The following is a 16178-nucleotide window of genomic DNA, read 5'->3' as shown; positions in this document are numbered from 1 at the left end:
TACGTATGTTGATAAATTTAGAATTTTAAAAATTAGCAAAATTAATCAATTTTAAATAACAGAAGTAATAAAAGAAGTGAGTGACTATAGATAGTGAAACGGCTTTCCATAATTCGACTTTTAGATCAAGAAACTTTTTTCTTGGGTGTAGGTAGAAATGATAATATAAAAAAACATCAATTTTTAGAAGTGTTGAATTCAAGGCATTCTTATAAAAATTTAGCCCAAGTCGTCGAAGTATATGATCAGTATGCGATATGTAAAAAATTAGGTAAGAAAAAGATATTTTTTGGCGATACTGTTAGATTACGACCACATAGAGATTAAGCCACCTTCAAAAATAAAGGAGAACTAGTCCGTTCATGGATCAGTTCTCCTTTATATTTAAAATCTATTATTAGATATCGGCCATTTTGTAGAAGGTTATGAATTTTGTTCTAAGCGTAGCATAACGTAACCAACTCATTACAATACGTATAAGTATATTCAAATACAAGCTTTATTGGGCTATTAACAATAATAGTTTAGTAAATTATCAATTTCCATAATAATGAAGAAAACGGCAATCTCTATTTGAATTAAATAGAAATTACCGTTTTTTTATTAATCTAAGATGTTTATGACCTATGACCAGTTACTTTATAGCAATTGTAGGCGACCAACGTAATTAGATTTATAACTTACTTTCGTTCAAGTAAATGACATAGTCTGATTGTAGGGCATAGGTATCTACTTTAGCTAACTTTTTAAATCTTCTATATTATGATTTAATAGTGTGACTAGGAAGTCCGTTATAAAAGTTTCTACCATTAAGTTAAATAGTTTAGTTTTCAAATATGAGTTTAGTAGATTTGTCTATAATCTGTGCTGAATGAATAGACGTTGGAATACCAGATTTAGGTCGTAAAATATCTAAATCTATGATTTTAGTCATACCTTCTTTAACTGCTGATTCGGTTACGAAGTGTTCAATTTTGGGTAATGGTAATTTGATTGCTTTATTTACTGCATCATTGAATATAAGCTCTAGGGTTTGTGACATTGTTTAGTACCTCCTCATTTAGTTAATAGCTTCGGTCTTAATGACTTCTAGCTTGTCAAAACGTTCTCCAGTGATTTGTTCGATAATTGATTTAAAGCTTTTGAGTTGTTCTGGTGTCGATTCAGTATTTAAATTAGTAAAGTGACGTTTGACCAGACTGGCTTTTCCATCTTTATCGTACAGTGTGCGTGACATTGTTACTGCAAGTTGACTAATTGTACTCATCTGTTTCAACCTCCTTTCACTATATATATCGAAATTAAATAGTGAATTGGCCAAAAATAATTTGAGAAATTTAAGCTAATCCCTTTCATGTGACATAAATATCATATATCATTAAATAAGAAACATTTATGGTTGAGAGGTGAATATATGAACCAAGTAGATCCAATTAGGGATATTAATGAGATAAAGGCAATGTATAAAGTACTTAGTTGTAAATCAAAACGTGATTATTTATTTTTTAAATTTGCGATACATACAGGTGTGAAACTGTCCGAATTATTAAACCTTTGTGTGAGTGATGTAAAAGGTGAAGAAAATAAAATTAAATATTATTGGCTTGAAGAACATGCATCGAATATTCATATTAGATTGCCAGATAAATTAAGAAATGAATTGGCACAATATATAGAAGAAGAACATTTAGAGGATAGTCAATTATTATTTCAATCCAATAGAACATTGAAAGGTTTGTCACGTCAGCAGGCGTATAGAATTATACATGCTGCAGCAGTAGAACTAGGCATGTTACATATAGGTTTAACTACGCTCAGGAAAACATTTGCGTATCATGCGTATCAATCAGGTATTTCAATTTCTATTATTCAAAAGTATCTAGGTCATCAAACCACGTATGAAACGATGAAATTTATTGGTATTTCAACTAAAGCAAGTAAAACAACAATAGCTTTAAATTTATAAAATAATAACTAAAGGGGGGATACGATGAGTTTAGTATATCTACTAAGCACTTTAATATTAATAATGGTCATTCTATTATTTACACTGACAAATATAAAATTCCAGAAATATGCTGGACATATAGCACTTTTAGCACCCATAGTTGCTTCGGTTTACTTTTTGTATCAGCTACCATCTGTGATGCAAGGAAACTTTGTATCAGTTAAAATACCTTGGCTCACATTATTAGATATCAATATAGACTTTCGACTTGATGGTTTAAGTTTATTTTTTAGTTTATTAATTTCTCTTATTGGATTAGCCGTTGTTTATTATTCAACACAATACTTATCTAAAGAACATGATAATTTACCACGTTTTTTTGTGTATTTATTATTATTTATGTTCAGTATGTTAGGCATTGTAACAGCTAACAATACAATTTTAATGTATGTATTCTGGGAATTAACAAGTGTTTCCTCATTTTTACTTATTGTTTATTGGTACAGTAAGGGTGATAGTCAGTTCGGTGCAATACAATCGTTTATGATTACAGTATTTGGTGGACTGGCATTATTGGCAGGTTTCATCATGATCTACATTGTAACTGGTACGAATTCAATCACTTCTATTATTGAACAGAGTGATAAAATTGCACAAAGTCATTTATTTATACCAATTATCATCCTGCTACTACTTGGCGCATTTACTAAATCTGCCCAATTTCCTTTCCATATATGGTTACCAAAAGCCATGGCAGCACCGACACCTGTGAGTGCGTATCTACATTCAGCTACTATGGTAAAAGCAGGTATCTTTTTACTATTTAGATTTACACCTGTATTAGGATTAAGTGATTTTTACATTTATAGTGTCACATTTGTTGGTTTAATTACGATGATTTTTGGTGCAGTGAATGCCACAAGACAATTTGATATGAAAGCAATATTAGCTTACTCAACCATTAGTCAATTAGGAATGATTGTTTCTATGGTAGGCATTGGAGGTGGCTTTGCACAACATCCAACAGGTGAGTTGTCAAAAATTTATGGCATGATTTTATTTGCAGCACTATTCCATCTGATGAATCACGCATTATATAAAGGTGCCTTATTTATGGGCGTAGGTATTATCGACCATGAAACGGGTACAAGGGATATTCGCCGTTTATCTGGTTTGAAAAAAGTATTTCCAATCACACACATTGTGATGTTACTATCTGCTTTATCTATGGCAGGTATACCGTTTTTAAATGGCTTTTTAAGTAAAGAGATGTTCTTTGATGGATTAGTAAGTGCAGTTGAATTACCTCAATTTAATCTCACGCTTACAGTTATCATTACTGTAATCGGTGTGATCGCAAGTATATTCACATTGGTTTATGGTGTTTATATGATTAAAGAAGTATTCTGGGGAGATTATCAACAAGCAGACTTACCAAAAAAATCACCGCATGAACCATTTTTATTCACGCTACCTTCTGCAATTATGATGATTTTGTTACCGGTCATATTCTTTATTCCTAATGTATTTGGACATAATATCATTTTACCGGCATTACGAAGTATCACAATTGGAGAAAAAGTAGATCAAGTTGCACCGCATGTATCACAATGGCATGGCTTTAACTTACCGTTAATCTTAAGCTTAATTGTGATAGTATTCGGATTTATCATGGCACTTAGAATTAATTGGAAAAAGTATGCAAATCAAGTGAAAGTAAAAACGATTACTGATTTATATTTAGGTTCATATAAACAATTTGAACATTATTCTGGTTATGGTATTCGCTCATTAATGAATAACCGTTTGAATCATTATATTACGATTACCTTGCTCATTTTTAGCATGGTTGTCATCTACGGTATGATTCAAGCTGGTTTCCCAGAAGTACATCAAATTCATGTAAGTGATTTCGGTCCGATAGAGGTCATTACGTTAATTGTTGTATTCGTCCTGGGTATTGCACTCACCTTTATTAGACAACGTTTAACTATGGTTGTCCTTAATGGGATTATTGGTTATTGTGTAACGATATTCTTTATCTTAATGAAAGCACCAGATTTAGCGTTAACGCAATTAGTAGTAGAAACAATAACAACAATTCTATTTATTGTTAGTTTCTCTAGACTGCCTAACGTACCACGTGCGAAAGTTCATAAAAAACGTGAAGCAGTCAAAATTATTGTTTCATTATTAATGGCAGTCATTGTTGTTACACTTGTATTTATTGCACAACAAGGCGATTCGATGCCAACAATTTCAACATTCTATCATGATGCATATAAATTAACAGGTGGTAAAAATATCGTGAATGCAATTCTTGGAGATTTCCGTGCCATAGATACATTGTTTGAAGGTATGGTACTCATTATTGCCGGATTAGGTATTTATACGCTACTTAACTTTAAAGAACGGAGGGGTCAAGATGAAAGAGAATGATGTTGTATTAAAAACCGTAACGAAGATCGTTGTGTTTATTTTGTTAACATTTGGATTCTACTTGTTTTTGGCAGGTCATAATAATCCAGGTGGCGGATTTATCGGCGGTCTCGTGTTTAGTTCAGCGTTTTTACTAATGTTCTTGGCTTTTGATGTTAAACAAGTATTAGTAGCGTTACCGCTTGATTTTAGAATTCTAATGATTTGTGGTTCATTACTATCATTTCTCACTGCTGTTGTACCTATGTTCTTTGGTAAACCGTTCCTTTACCAAACAGATGCTTATGTACAATTACCGTTATTAGGGGAAGTGCACTTAACGACAGTTACCGTATTTGAAGCGGGAATCGTATTAGCCGTTGTGGGTGTTGTTGTGACCGTTATGTTGTCTATCAGTGGTGGTCGTTCATGAATCTGATATTATTAATGGTCATTGGCTTCTTAATATTTATAGGAACGTATATGATATTATCAGTCAATTTAATCCGTATTGTTATAGGCATTTCGATTTATACACACGCAGGTAATTTAATTATTATGAGTATGGGTAATTATAGTAAAAATAAAGTGGAACCTTTAATAGGTGAAGGAAGTCAAAATTTTGTCGATCCTTTATTACAAGCCATTGTTTTAACGGCGATTGTTATTGGTTTTGCTATGACGGCTTTCCTTCTTGTATTAGTTTACAGAACCTATCGTGTGACAAAAGAGGATGAAATTGATGTATTGAGAGGTGATGACGACGATGCTAATGAGTAATTTATTGATTTTACCATTACTTCTGCCAGCTGTATGTGCTTTAGGCCTTGTGTTTATACGTACACACAGTAGATTATCTAGAATATTTTCTATCGGTACAATGGCAGTAACGACAGTTGTTTCCTTGCTTCTACTAATTTATGTTATGTACCATAAGCCGATTGCTTTAGATTTTGGTGGTTGGCAAGCACCTTTTGGTATACAGTTTGTCGGTGACTCACTAAGTCTCTTATTGGTTACAACATCAAGTTTTGTTGTCACACTGATTATGGCATATGGATTTGGTAGAACTGAAAAACGTGCCATTCGTTATTATCTACCAAGTTTTATTTTGTTTTTAACAGTGGGTGTCATCGGTTCGTTCTTAACGGCAGATTTATTTAACATCTATGTTATGTTCGAAGTGATGTTACTAGCGTCATTTGTACTTATTACTTTGGGACAATCAGTTGAGCAGTTACGTGCAGCCATTATCTATGTAGTATTGAATATATTAGGTTCATGGTTACTCTTGCTCGGTGTTGGTTTGTTATACAAACTGACTGGTACACTAAACTTTACGCTTGTTGCACAAAGATTAAATGAAATGGATGATAAGAGTTCAATTGTCATTGTCTCTATGGTCTTCTTGATTGCATTCAGTGCCAAAGCAGCACTTGTGCTATTTATGTGGTTACCTAAGGCATATGCCGTATTAAATACTGAACTGGCTGCATTGTTTGCTGCTTTAATGACTAAAGTCGGTGCATATGCATTAATTCGTTTCTTCACATTAATATTTGATGAACATAGTGGTATTACACATCCATTATTAGTCTTTTTATCTTGTATTACGATGTTGATTGGTGCATTTGGTGTACTTGCTTATAGGGATATTAAGAAAATTGCTGCCTATCAAGTTATTCTATCGATTGGTTTCATAATTTTAGGATTAGGTACGAATACAATCGCTGGTGTAAACGGCGCAATCTTTTATTTAGCAAATGATATTGTAGTGAAAACATTGCTTTTCTTTATTATTGGTAGTTTGGTATACATTACTGGTCTTAGACAATATAAAAGTTTATATGGGCTTGCCAAACAAGAACCCTTCTTTGGTGTAGCTTTTGTAGTCATGATATTAGCAATCGGTGGCGTGCCACCATTTAGTGGTTTTCCAGGTAAAGTATTTATTTTTAAAGGTGCGATTGAAAATGGAAATTACATTGGTTTAGCATTAATGATTATAACGAGTTTAATTGCTATGTTTAGTTTATTTAGAATTTTCTTTGTGATGTACCTTGGTAATGAAAGCAAAGGAGAGGCAATTGTATTTAATAAAATACCTACTTATCGTAAAAATTTAATCGGCGTACTGGTTGCTATGATCATCGTAATGGGCTTAGCCGCACCATTACTATTTAAAGTGACAGATAATGCGACACATTTAAATATGGATGATGGATTATATGAAAAAATGGTAAATCCTCATTTAATAAAGGGGGATAAATAATGAGACAAGTCTTACTTAATATTGTCATCGCATTTTTATGGGTATTATTTCAAGATGAAGACTCTTTTAAATTATCCACCTTCTTTGCAGGTTATCTCATTGGTATATTAGTTATCTATATTTTACACCGCTTTTTCGGCCAACAATTTTATTTAAAAAAAGTTTGGGTTGGTATTAAAATTTTAGTTGTGTATCTTTACCAATTAATAACATCAAGTATGACAATAATCAATTATATTTTATTTAAGACCAAAGATTTAAATCCAGGATTAGTGACTTATGAAACAACATTAGATAATGATTGGGAAGTCACATTCTTAACTATATTGATTATCATCACGCCAGGATCAACTGTAATTAGAATATCTAAAGAAAAGAAAAAGTTCTTTATACATGCAATTGACGTTTCCGACAAAGAGAAGCAAAAATTGCTGAAAAGTATTAGACAATATGAAGGACTCATATTGGAGGTGGCAGAATGATCGGCACACTAACAGATTTTTTCATAACAAGCGCACTGATTTTATTTGGTATTGCTTTATTATTAACTTTATTTAGATTAATTAAAGGACCGACCACTGCGGATAGAGTTGTCACATTCGATGCTGCTAGTGCTATATTGATGTCTATGGTTGGTTTGTTAAGTATTGTATTTGGAACTTTTTCGTTCTTGGATTCAATCTTACTTATCGCTATCATTTCATTCGTAAGTACGGTGTCAATTTCTAGATTTATAGAAGGGGGACACGTCTTCAATGCAAATAACAAGCGAAATCGTTAATCTAATCGCAGCAATTATGATTTTCTTAGGGAGTATCATTGCTTTAATAAGTTCTATTGGATTAATCAAATTCCAGGATGTTTTTTTACGAAGTCATGCAGCGACTAAAAGTTCTACGCTATCTGTATTATTAACATTAGTGGGTGTTATCATATTCTTTATTTCTTCACAAGGCTATTTAAGTGTAAGACTAATATTAGCGCTGGTGTTTATTAATTTAACATCTCCAGTTGGTGGACATTTGATTTCACGTGCCGCTTATCGAACTGGCGCTTATATGTATAGAAAAAGTGATGCACCAAGACAAACGAATATTTTACTGAGTTCCTCTGAAAACAATACGTTTGAGCAACTGAAACAACGTGCGCATGAACGTGAAGAACGAAGACGTAAAACTTATGAAAAAGAGCATGATTATTAATGAACGAATATAATCGCAGGAAGTAGGATGATGAGACCCGTTTCGGCTGGGTTTCCATGCTACTTCTTTTTTTATTGTTAAGTACATGATGATAAAATATGATTGCTGCACAATGAATTTAATTGCTTAAATAAAAAGTTTTATAGCAATAGAATGATGTAAGAGTGAATAAATAAAAAATATGTATGAAATATTTTATTTTCAAGTGCAATACGTTTAAGTGATGGGGCATAAAATGATAAAATAAAATATATTTGTAATTGTGTTTATTTTTAAGTTCATTATCAAATTGGGGAATGAAATTAATTTGATAATTTGTGATTAAGAGTTTGGGACGCAATATATTCATGTAAAGACGATGTTATTTTTTGTTTCAACCTCAACAATTATGAAAGAATAATGACGTTGAAAAGAGGTGAAACCTTGCAAATATTTGAAACTATACTTATATTTTTAGCACTAGTCATATTAAGTTCATTCTTACACACTTTTCTTCCAAAAATACCTTTAGCTTTCATTCAAATTATATTAGGTATGCTATTGTATGTCACACCTATTCCAGTACAATTTAATTTTGATTCAGAATTATTTATGGTGGCTTTAATTGCTCCGTTACTTTTCGTAGAGGGTGTTAAAGTCTCTCGTGTTCATTTAAGGCGATATATTAAACCTGTGCTAATGATGGCATTAGGGTTGGTAGTGACAACTGTGATTGTAGTAGGTTTATTTGTGCATTGGATTTGGCCTGAGTTACCTATGGCAGCTGCTTTTGCGCTCGCTGCAATCTTGTGTCCAACGGATGCCGTTGCAGTCCAAGCAATCACGAATGGCAAAGTACTTCCCAAAGGTTCTATGACAATTTTAGAGGGTGAGTCTTTATTAAATGATGCAGCAGGTATCATATCTTTTAAAATTGCCGTAGCAGCATTGATTACAGGCGGATTTTCAATGGTGAATGCAGTTGAACAATTTTTAATTTCTTCAATTGGTGGATTTATTGTTGGGTTATTAATTGGGGTCGCACTTGTTCGTTTCCGTGTGACGTTGTCAAGACGTGGCATTGAAAATATTAATATGTTTACATTTATCCAACTTGTAACACCATTTATCACATATATCGTTGCCGAAATGTTCCATGCTTCTGGTATTATTGCAGCAGTTGTTGCAGGTTTAGTACATGGTTTTGAACGTGATCGAATTGCTCAAGCACGTACTAGGTTGCAGATGAGTTATAATCACACATGGAATATATTAGGATATGCATTAAATGGATTTGTGTTTTCTATCTTAGGATTTTTAATTCCTGAAGTTGTAGGGAGAATTATTGAGAACGAACCGCATAACTTAATATTCTTAATTACTGTGACATGTCTTATTGCATTAGCAATTTATCTGTTCAGATTTTTATGGGTTTTTGTTTTATATCCTTATTTTTATTTACCAGTGAGCCCGTTCCAAAAAATGATTTCACATAATGAGGATGATCAGAAAACTGCAGAAACCCCGCCAAAAAGAGGTATGTATGCGTTTATAATGACGTTGTGTGGGGTGCATGGTACGATTTCCTTAGCAATCGCACTGACATTGCCATATATGTTAGCAGATCATCATTCATTTATTTTTAGAGATGACCTATTATTTATTGCCTCAGGTATGGTTATTATCAGTTTAATTGTGGCACAGATGATTTTACCAGTCGTTACACCGAATGCTAAAAAACCTAAAATCGTTGGTATGAACTTTAAGCAGGCACGTGTTTATATTTTAGAAAAAGTTATCGATTCATTAAATCAGCAATCCTCAGTTACGTCTAGTTTCCAATATGGTAATGTAATAAAAGATTATCATGATAAGCTAGCATTTTTAAGAACGGTTGAAAATGAAGATGAAAATACTAAAGAGCTTCAGAGACTTCAAAAATTAGCATTTGATGTAGAAAATCAAACATTAAATGGTCTTGTTGAAAATGGCGATATTACTACAAACGTGTTGGATAACTACATGCGTTATACAGAACGAACACAAGTATATAAACAAGCTTCGTTATTACAACGTATCAAAGTTGAAGTAAGAGCAATGATTTTAAAGAGAAGAATACGTACGAAAGTGAAAACGAATGCGGCCTCTCCATTATCTGTTGTAGATAACTTACGTGAGATTTCCAACATTATGCGTACAGTACATTATCGTGTAGTGAGTCGATTAGGCAAAGAAACAACGGAAAACAATAAATTAGAAGTTGGTATGATTTGTGATAGTTATCTTATTCGTATCGATAATTTAACACCTTCCAATTTCTTTAATCCTAAAAATGAGAACTCTATCACGAAAATTAAATTAAGCGCATTAAAAGAGCAACGTCGTATTTTAAATCAACTTGTAGAAGATGAAGAAGTAAGTGAAGTAACAGCTTTAAAAATTCGTGAAGCAATTAATTATGATGAAATGATTATTGTAGATAGTTTAACGGATTGATAAGGTAATAAATAACACTAGATTCCATTTTGGAAGATGGTTATAAACTGCTAACAAAGTCTCCAACTTTGTTGGCAGTTTTTTTGTGAACGCTTTTCGCAGGCACTGTCTTAACCTGTAGTTTTTGGCTAGTATTTTCCCGTAAGAGTCAGTCGAATATGATATGTAAAAGAGGAATACTTGAGCTAAAGCGCATGCATAAGTGCCACTAAGTCATGTAATGAGAAGGAATACTTGAGCTAAAGCGCATGCATAAGCGAAACTAATTTTTTCAAAGTGGAGGAATACCTGAGCTAAAGCTCATGCATAAGTGCCACTAAGTCATGAAATGAGGAGGAATACTTGAGCTAAAGCTCATGTATAAGCGAAACTAATTTTTTCAAAAAATTTTCGCTAAAAAAAACTCCATCAAAGGGGGGGAGGAGCCACCATTGATGGAGTGTAAGGGAGATGATTTAAGGCTTGAATACCACCATGCCGTACGCTTAATTAGGAGGGAAGTCGTACGACATGGGACTATTCACCTATGACTAGGTCAATAGCCCGCACCATCTATTCCATGCTGCCATGTACAGTTTCTATATTCGATTTCATCATATTGTAATATGAATCACCTTTAGAACCTTCTTGTCCGATTGAATCGGTAAATACTTCACCGTATATATCTTTCTTCGTTTCTTCACTTAAACTTTGCATACTCTTCTTATCGACACTTGTCTCGACAAGTAAGTGTTTAAGTTGATTATCTTTTACGAATTCAATTGCTTGTTTCATTTGTTCAGGAGTACCTTGTTTTTCAGTATTAATTTCCCAAATATAACCTGGCTTAATGTCGTATTGTTTAGAGAAATATTTAAAAGCACCTTCACTTGTAATCATTGCTCTGCGATCTTTTGGAATATCATTGAATTTTTCGTGACTCTCTTTATTTAATGATTCTAATTTAGCGATATAGTCTTTACTATGAGATTCGATATCTTCTTTGTGTTTTTCATCATGTTTTAATAAGGTATCACGTATCGTTTCAACATATTTAATCCCATTTTCTAAACTTAGCCATGCATGAGGATCTTGTTTAGATTCATCGCCTTCAGCACCATTTAAATAAAAAGGTTTTACTTTTTCAGATACTTTAACCACACTGTCATCTTTAGTTGATTTATTAGCTTGAGATAACGCTTTGTCGAACCAACCATTACCAGTTTCTAAATTTAAGCCATTATAAAAAACAATATCTGCATCTGTTAATGCTTTGATGTCTTTTGGTTTTACTTCATATTCATGAGGATCTTGACCAACAGGGACAATACTGTGAATTTCGACATTATCACCACCGGCATTTTTCACCATATCGTATAAAATAGAGTTAGTCGTAACGACTTTTAGTTTTTCATTTGAATTTGAGTTTGAATCACTTTTTCCATTACTACATGCTGCTAAAAATAATAGTAGGATAAGTGCAATCGATATTAACCTTTTCATATTTGTTGTCCTTTCTTATTGAAAATATTGAATTTGTTTAAAATGAATATCACAACATAAATTATAAATGCACAGAATACAATTGTGGCACCACTTGGAATGTTATAAACATAACTAATATACAAACCAACAATTGCACTAATCGTACTTATAATACTTGAAATAATCATCATAGTATGTAATTTTTTGGCAATTAAAAATGCTGCAGAAGCAGGTGTAATCAATAGTGCTACTACTAAGATAATGCCAACGGTTTGAATACTTGCGACAGTTACGAGAGATAATAACAACATTACAAAATAATGAAATACAGTTGTATTTAATCCGCTCATTCTACTGAAAACTGGATCAAATGTAGATACCATTAATGGTCTATAAAAAATGATGATTAACACCATTACAATGATACCTACAATAATAGTTGACCAAAATGTAGATTGTGTAACAGCAAGTAAATTACCGAATAATATATGATATAAATCAGTGGTACTGTTAATCAAACTGATTAAAATAACACCTGTGGCTAAAAATGCTGTAAAACTAATCCCAATGGCAGCATCTGGTTTGGTTTTACTATTTTTAGTAATGAAGCCAATGAAAATACTTGCAATCATACCTGTAATTAATGCACCAATAAACATTGGTATACCAAATAAAAATGATAATGCAACACCAGGTAATACGGCATGACTCATTGCATCACCCATAAGTGAAAGTCCCCTTAAAACAATAAGACAGCCAACAGTACCACATACAATCCCAACAACAATTGAAATGATTAGGGCGTTGCTCAAAAATTTATAGTCTAGCAAATGTTGTAAAAATTCCATAATAAGTTAAGTCCTTTCTATAAAATTAAGCCGTTTCGTTTTGTACTGTGGCATTTAAAAACGTTTTGTTTAGATTTTCAGGTTGCATAGCGGTAATGCTATCCCCAAAATAGCGAATATTTCTATTTAATAGAATGACACGATCAAAGTATTCTTCGGTTTTAGATAGATCATGATGGACAATGAGTAATAATTTGCCTTCCTTTTTTAACTTGCGTAATTGATGCATAATGATTTGTTCACTATGGAAATCAATCCCTACAAAAGGTTCATCTAATAAGTACAAGGTACTTTCAGACATTAAAGCACGTGCTAGAAGTACACGTTGTAATTGACCGCCACTTAATTCTGAAATTTGACGGTGGCGCAAGTCTTCTAATTCCAAAGTTTGCATTAATTGATTTAAACGCTGTTTCGTAGTTGGTGTCACCCACCTAAACCAACCGATATCTTTGTAAGCCCCTGATAAGACTACATGCTCCACATTTATAGGAAAATCTAAATCTATGTGCGCTTTTTGAGGGATATAAGTGACATGCTTCAAATTATTTTGTATGGAATGATCATTTAACTGAGCAGAACCTGTTGGTCTGAATTCGCCAATCAGTGATTTAATCAATGAGGATTTTCCGGCACCATTAGGACCCATAATACCTATGATTTCACCCTGAATAGGTATGGATAAATTAATATCTTGAAGTACATGTTTATTCCCAAGTGTAAGATTTAAGTTTTCTACCTTTAACATTTTAAACCTCCTTAATAACATTTTTAGGCTAACCTAATTTAATTTATAATATACCATGAACTTTTAGCGTGTCAAGTTGATTCGTGATACAATAAGGTGAATGATTTGAGAGGTGAGATAATGCTAACTGAAGAAAAAGAAGACTATTTAAAAGCAATTTTAACGCATGATGGTGACCATTCTTTTGTTTCGAATAAGACGCTATCCCAATATTTAACTATTAAGCCACCATCTGTAAGTGAGATGGTTAATCGTTTGGAGAAGTCAGGGTATGTTGAAACAAAACCATATAAAGGTGTAAAGCTTTCAGAGGAAGGTTTAACATATACATTAGATATCATTAAACGCCATAGATTATTAGAATTATTTTTAATAAAAATTTTGCAATATAATTGGGAAGAGGTACATCAAGAAGCAGAAGTACTGGAACACAAAGTATCTCACTTATTTGTGGAGCGTTTAGATAAGTTATTAGATTATCCAATCACATGTCCACATGGCGGTATTATCCCGAGAAATAATCAATATAAAGAATTATATACAACCAATTTATTAGCGTTTGATACTGGTGATACAGTGACAATCAAACGTGTACGTGATAGAACGGACTTATTAATCTACTTATCAAGTAAAGATATATTGATTGATGAACGTATTGAAATCTTGAGTAAAGATGATACAAATAAAGTTATTATTGTAAAGAAAGATGAGCAAATTACAGTATTAAGTTATGACAATGCCGCGCATATATACGCTGAAATTTAAACTTTCTGGTAACCGTGCATAACATAGTTGAAAAACATAAAAAAGCAACCGCCAAAAAATTGAGCGGTTGCTTTTTGTATGATAGAAACGCTTTTATTGTCAGAATGAAAAATAAGATTGCAGTAGATGATAAATTGTAAATAAATTAATGGCAATCCATATTAAACTAAATAAGGTCGTTGGCAAATGCGTGAGTTCTTTGAGTGTCGTGCCATCCCATGAGACACTTTGACGTGAAAATGTTAGCTTGAAAATCGTCCAAGATGATTGAAAAACTTCGCCGAGTAACACACCTAAAATAAAATGATAGCTAATGGATACGATATAAAGCATCATTTGTTGATTATCACTTTGGAATAAAAAATATAGTAAAGCGATGAGCAATAAGACAATTAAAATAGGGACTAACTTTCTAGATGTTAACGCTAGAAAGTAAATGAAAATGATTAAGTAAGCTGTAATAAATAAACTAGGATATTGATTTTCTAGCGCTAAAAATCCTAAAAGCAACATTAATGGGGGCATGATGTAACCGCCAAATGTTGTGATAGCTTGACCTAACGTTGATTTAGATTGAGTTATCGCGAATCCTTGTTGAGAAGTTTCTATACGTTCTGAAGGTTTAGCAACAATAACTAAATCTTTTGCTTTACCACCACTTATTTTATTGAATAAGATATGGCCAAATTCATGCGTTAGTACTGGGATATAATTTAAATAAATATCGAGTATCTGGTTTACAGATTTATATCTGTAAGTATGAATGATGATATAAATTAATGCAATAATCAGAACCCAAATTAAGTTGAGTTGTATCGTAGAACTTAAAAATGCTTGTATTTTTGTCATAATGTAACCTCAGTTTAGAATTCCTACAATCTCTTTTTTAATTGAGATTGTTATAGCATAAACTTAATTATAAAGTAATTTAATATAGAAAGCATTTGGACTTTTGACGTAGATTGTGGTTAAAGTTGAATATTAAAAGCATGCGCATATAACGTTTAGAGTTGAATTAATGCTTATGATAATAAATTTAGATCAGTATAGGTTACAAAATCGTTTAATTTATAGTCACGTGTACTTATTGAATATGTTACTATGACAATAATAAATTGATAAGATGTATTTGAGTGAGGAGATTCTAAATCATGATGGAAAACAACCATATAGATAAAATAGATGTGTTATCTGTCTATTTTGATAATGTGACATTATTGGAAATGCGCAACAATATTAAGCGATTTTTTCTGGCAGATGAAGGGGAAAATTTATTTATCGTTACTGCAAATCCTGAAATTGTGGACTATGCTACAGAAAACGAAGCATATCGTAAATTAATTAATAGTGCAGATTATGTTATTCCAGATGGAACTGGTATAGTCAAAGCGGCAAGTATACTGAAAACACCATTGAAGACGCGAGTACCTGGAATTGAATTAATGGAAGAATGTTTAAAAATTGCAAATGCTAATAACCAAAAAGTTTTTTTATTAGGTGCTAAAAATGATGTTGTGATGAAGGCAGAACAGAAACTTACTGAGAAATATCCAGATATAAACTTTGATTTTCATCATGGTTTCTTTGATTTAACAGATGAAATGGTATTAAAACAAGTCACATCATTTAATCCCGATTATATCTTTGTGGGTATGGGTTATCCGAGACAAGAGCAATGGATAGAGCGACATGCACACCGTTTTAATAAAACGGTACTCATGGGTGTAGGTGGCTCAATTGAAGTGTTTAGTGGGACGAAAAAAAGAGCGCCTGTATTATTTAGAAAAATGAATTTAGAATGGGTATATCGCTTACTTATTGATTGGAAACGTATCGGTAGAATCAAAGCGATTCCCAATTTTTTGTATAAAGTATTTAAATTGAGATTAAAGAAATAACATTAGATAGCACAGTGATTGTAATCTGTTATTCATAAAACAGGTTGTAGTTTTAAGTTAGTGTCATAAGCAAAAATATTACTTGAGCTGAATTTTACTTAAGTACATATAAATTAGGAGTCCGAGACATGGGTTTATTG

The 16178-nt window shown here is 32.4% G+C and carries 18 protein-coding genes; 12 read left to right on the top strand and 6 right to left on the bottom strand.

Going from position 1 to position 16178, the window contains the following annotated elements; genetic code table 11:
• The first annotated feature begins 93 nt into the window (after positions 1-93).
• Positions 94-327: a hypothetical protein gene (locus tag ACP7BT_RS06015; RefSeq protein ID WP_011303740.1), complete on the top strand. Its 234-nt coding sequence runs from the start codon at positions 94-96 to the stop codon at positions 325-327.
• A gap of 496 nt (positions 328-823) precedes the next feature.
• Here the strand turns inward: ACP7BT_RS06015 and ACP7BT_RS06010 are convergent, their stop codons facing one another.
• Both ACP7BT_RS06010 and sroA read right to left on the bottom strand, forming a co-directional pair.
• Positions 824-1042, bottom strand: a complete 219-nt coding sequence (locus tag ACP7BT_RS06010) for a DUF2922 domain-containing protein (RefSeq protein ID WP_002484040.1) — start codon at positions 1040-1042, stop codon at positions 824-826.
• Positions 1043-1060: 18 nt separating this feature from the next.
• Entirely contained in the window at positions 1061-1267 is a 207-nt protein-coding gene (sroA, locus tag ACP7BT_RS06005) for a sigS mRNA-stabilizing protein SroA (protein WP_041079756.1), read from the bottom strand.
• 147 nt (positions 1268-1414) lie between these two features.
• Here sroA and ACP7BT_RS06000 point away from each other — a divergent pair, with 147 nt between their 5' ends.
• From ACP7BT_RS06000 to ACP7BT_RS05960, 9 genes are all read left to right on the top strand, one after another.
• On the top strand, positions 1415-1966 hold the full coding sequence (locus ACP7BT_RS06000; protein ID WP_002484038.1) for a tyrosine-type recombinase/integrase: 552 nt from the start codon (positions 1415-1417) through the stop codon (positions 1964-1966).
• Between the two features lie 24 nt (positions 1967-1990).
• The gene (locus ACP7BT_RS05995; RefSeq protein WP_041079755.1) at positions 1991-4387 is read left to right on the top strand and encodes a DUF4040 family protein; all 2397 of its coding nucleotides are present in this window, start codon (positions 1991-1993) and stop codon (positions 4385-4387) included.
• Positions 4374-4799 (top strand): Na+/H+ antiporter Mnh2 subunit B, encoded by a 426-nt coding sequence (gene mnhB2, locus ACP7BT_RS05990; RefSeq protein ID WP_011303737.1) that lies wholly within the window; start codon positions 4374-4376, stop codon positions 4797-4799. Before ACP7BT_RS05995 ends, mnhB2 begins: the two co-directional genes overlap by 14 nt.
• The gene (gene mnhC2, locus ACP7BT_RS05985) at positions 4796-5146 is read left to right on the top strand and encodes a Na+/H+ antiporter Mnh2 subunit C (protein ID WP_011303736.1); all 351 of its coding nucleotides are present in this window, start codon (positions 4796-4798) and stop codon (positions 5144-5146) included. Before mnhB2 ends, mnhC2 begins: the two co-directional genes overlap by 4 nt.
• Positions 5139-6638 carry a Na+/H+ antiporter Mnh2 subunit D gene (mnhD2, locus tag ACP7BT_RS05980; protein WP_080773284.1) on the top strand — a complete coding sequence of 500 codons (1500 nt, stop codon included), beginning with the start codon at positions 5139-5141 and terminating at the stop codon, positions 6636-6638. The genes mnhC2 and mnhD2 overlap by 8 nt, the downstream gene beginning before the upstream one ends.
• Positions 6638-7120 carry a Na+/H+ antiporter Mnh2 subunit E gene (mnhE2, locus tag ACP7BT_RS05975; protein WP_002484033.1) on the top strand — a complete coding sequence of 161 codons (483 nt, stop codon included), beginning with the start codon at positions 6638-6640 and terminating at the stop codon, positions 7118-7120. Before mnhD2 ends, mnhE2 begins: the two co-directional genes overlap by 1 nt.
• A complete protein-coding gene (gene mnhF2, locus ACP7BT_RS05970; protein WP_002484032.1) occupies positions 7117-7419 on the top strand; it encodes a Na+/H+ antiporter Mnh2 subunit F in 303 nt (100 codons plus the stop codon). The genes mnhE2 and mnhF2 overlap by 4 nt, the downstream gene beginning before the upstream one ends.
• Positions 7394-7840, top strand: coding sequence for a Na+/H+ antiporter subunit G (locus tag ACP7BT_RS05965; RefSeq protein ID WP_011303733.1), 447 nt, complete (start codon positions 7394-7396; stop codon positions 7838-7840). The genes mnhF2 and ACP7BT_RS05965 overlap by 26 nt, the downstream gene beginning before the upstream one ends.
• A 423-nt stretch (positions 7841-8263) precedes the next feature.
• Complete coding sequence (locus tag ACP7BT_RS05960; protein WP_041079753.1) at positions 8264-10315, top strand: cation:proton antiporter; 2052 nt, start codon at positions 8264-8266, stop codon at positions 10313-10315.
• 552 nt (positions 10316-10867) lie between these two features.
• On the opposite strand, the gene mntC is transcribed toward ACP7BT_RS05960, so the two are convergent.
• Genes mntC through ACP7BT_RS05945 form a run of 3 tightly spaced genes read right to left on the bottom strand, consistent with a single transcriptional unit; the run spans position 10868 to position 13375 of the window.
• The gene (mntC, locus tag ACP7BT_RS05955; protein WP_041079752.1) at positions 10868-11797 is read right to left on the bottom strand and encodes a manganese ABC transporter substrate-binding lipoprotein MntC; all 930 of its coding nucleotides are present in this window, start codon (positions 11795-11797) and stop codon (positions 10868-10870) included.
• Positions 11794-12630 (bottom strand): metal ABC transporter permease, encoded by an 837-nt coding sequence (locus tag ACP7BT_RS05950; RefSeq protein WP_100217406.1) that lies wholly within the window; start codon positions 12628-12630, stop codon positions 11794-11796. The genes mntC and ACP7BT_RS05950 overlap by 4 nt, the downstream gene beginning before the upstream one ends.
• 22 nt (positions 12631-12652) lie before the next feature.
• Positions 12653-13375 (bottom strand): metal ABC transporter ATP-binding protein, encoded by a 723-nt coding sequence (locus tag ACP7BT_RS05945; protein WP_041079750.1) that lies wholly within the window; start codon positions 13373-13375, stop codon positions 12653-12655.
• Positions 13376-13495: 120 nt separating this feature from the next.
• Here ACP7BT_RS05945 and ACP7BT_RS05940 point away from each other — a divergent pair, with 120 nt between their 5' ends.
• Positions 13496-14140 carry a metal-dependent transcriptional regulator gene (locus ACP7BT_RS05940; protein WP_041079749.1) on the top strand — a complete coding sequence of 215 codons (645 nt, stop codon included), beginning with the start codon at positions 13496-13498 and terminating at the stop codon, positions 14138-14140.
• Between the two features lie 99 nt (positions 14141-14239).
• Here the strand turns inward: ACP7BT_RS05940 and ACP7BT_RS05935 are convergent, their stop codons facing one another.
• Positions 14240-14989, bottom strand: a complete 750-nt coding sequence (locus tag ACP7BT_RS05935) for a M50 family metallopeptidase (RefSeq protein WP_041079748.1) — start codon at positions 14987-14989, stop codon at positions 14240-14242.
• Positions 14990-15291: 302 nt separating this feature from the next.
• Between ACP7BT_RS05935 and tarA the strand changes: the two genes are divergently transcribed.
• The gene (gene tarA, locus ACP7BT_RS05930) at positions 15292-16038 is read left to right on the top strand and encodes an N-acetylglucosaminyldiphosphoundecaprenol N-acetyl-beta-D-mannosaminyltransferase TarA (RefSeq protein WP_002484024.1); all 747 of its coding nucleotides are present in this window, start codon (positions 15292-15294) and stop codon (positions 16036-16038) included.
• Positions 16039-16178 lie beyond the last annotated feature (140 nt).

This window comes from Staphylococcus sp. Y174-1 (assembly GCF_049897865.1).
GTDB lineage: Bacteria > Bacillota > Bacilli > Staphylococcales > Staphylococcaceae > Staphylococcus > Staphylococcus saprophyticus.
The sequence above is the reverse complement of the archived record's forward strand: the minus strand, read 5'-3'. Positions and strand labels throughout refer to the sequence as shown.

Excerpts from the sequence above, each read along its gene's own strand:
- tarA (WP_002484024.1), top strand. The coding sequence starts at position 15,292 with ATGATGGAAAACAACCATATAGATAAAATAGATGTGTTATCTGTCTAT.
- sroA (WP_041079756.1), bottom strand. The coding sequence starts at position 1,267 with ATGAGTACAATTAGTCAACTTGCAGTAACAATGTCACGCACACTGTAC.
- ACP7BT_RS05935 (WP_041079748.1), bottom strand. The coding sequence starts at position 14,989 with ATGACAAAAATACAAGCATTTTTAAGTTCTACGATACAACTCAACTTA.
- ACP7BT_RS05995 (WP_041079755.1), top strand. The coding sequence starts at position 1,991 with ATGAGTTTAGTATATCTACTAAGCACTTTAATATTAATAATGGTCATT.
- ACP7BT_RS05945 (WP_041079750.1), bottom strand. The coding sequence starts at position 13,375 with ATGTTAAAGGTAGAAAACTTAAATCTTACACTTGGGAATAAACATGTA.
- ACP7BT_RS06000 (WP_002484038.1), top strand. The coding sequence starts at position 1,415 with ATGAACCAAGTAGATCCAATTAGGGATATTAATGAGATAAAGGCAATG.
- mntC (WP_041079752.1), bottom strand. The coding sequence starts at position 11,797 with ATGAAAAGGTTAATATCGATTGCACTTATCCTACTATTATTTTTAGCA.
- mnhE2 (WP_002484033.1), top strand. The coding sequence starts at position 6,638 with ATGAGACAAGTCTTACTTAATATTGTCATCGCATTTTTATGGGTATTA.
- mnhF2 (WP_002484032.1), top strand. The coding sequence starts at position 7,117 with ATGATCGGCACACTAACAGATTTTTTCATAACAAGCGCACTGATTTTA.
- mnhB2 (WP_011303737.1), top strand. The coding sequence starts at position 4,374 with ATGAAAGAGAATGATGTTGTATTAAAAACCGTAACGAAGATCGTTGTG.
- ACP7BT_RS05940 (WP_041079749.1), top strand. The coding sequence starts at position 13,496 with ATGCTAACTGAAGAAAAAGAAGACTATTTAAAAGCAATTTTAACGCAT.
- ACP7BT_RS05965 (WP_011303733.1), top strand. The coding sequence starts at position 7,394 with ATGCAAATAACAAGCGAAATCGTTAATCTAATCGCAGCAATTATGATT.
- mnhC2 (WP_011303736.1), top strand. The coding sequence starts at position 4,796 with ATGAATCTGATATTATTAATGGTCATTGGCTTCTTAATATTTATAGGA.
- ACP7BT_RS06010 (WP_002484040.1), bottom strand. The coding sequence starts at position 1,042 with ATGTCACAAACCCTAGAGCTTATATTCAATGATGCAGTAAATAAAGCA.
- mnhD2 (WP_080773284.1), top strand. The coding sequence starts at position 5,139 with ATGAGTAATTTATTGATTTTACCATTACTTCTGCCAGCTGTATGTGCT.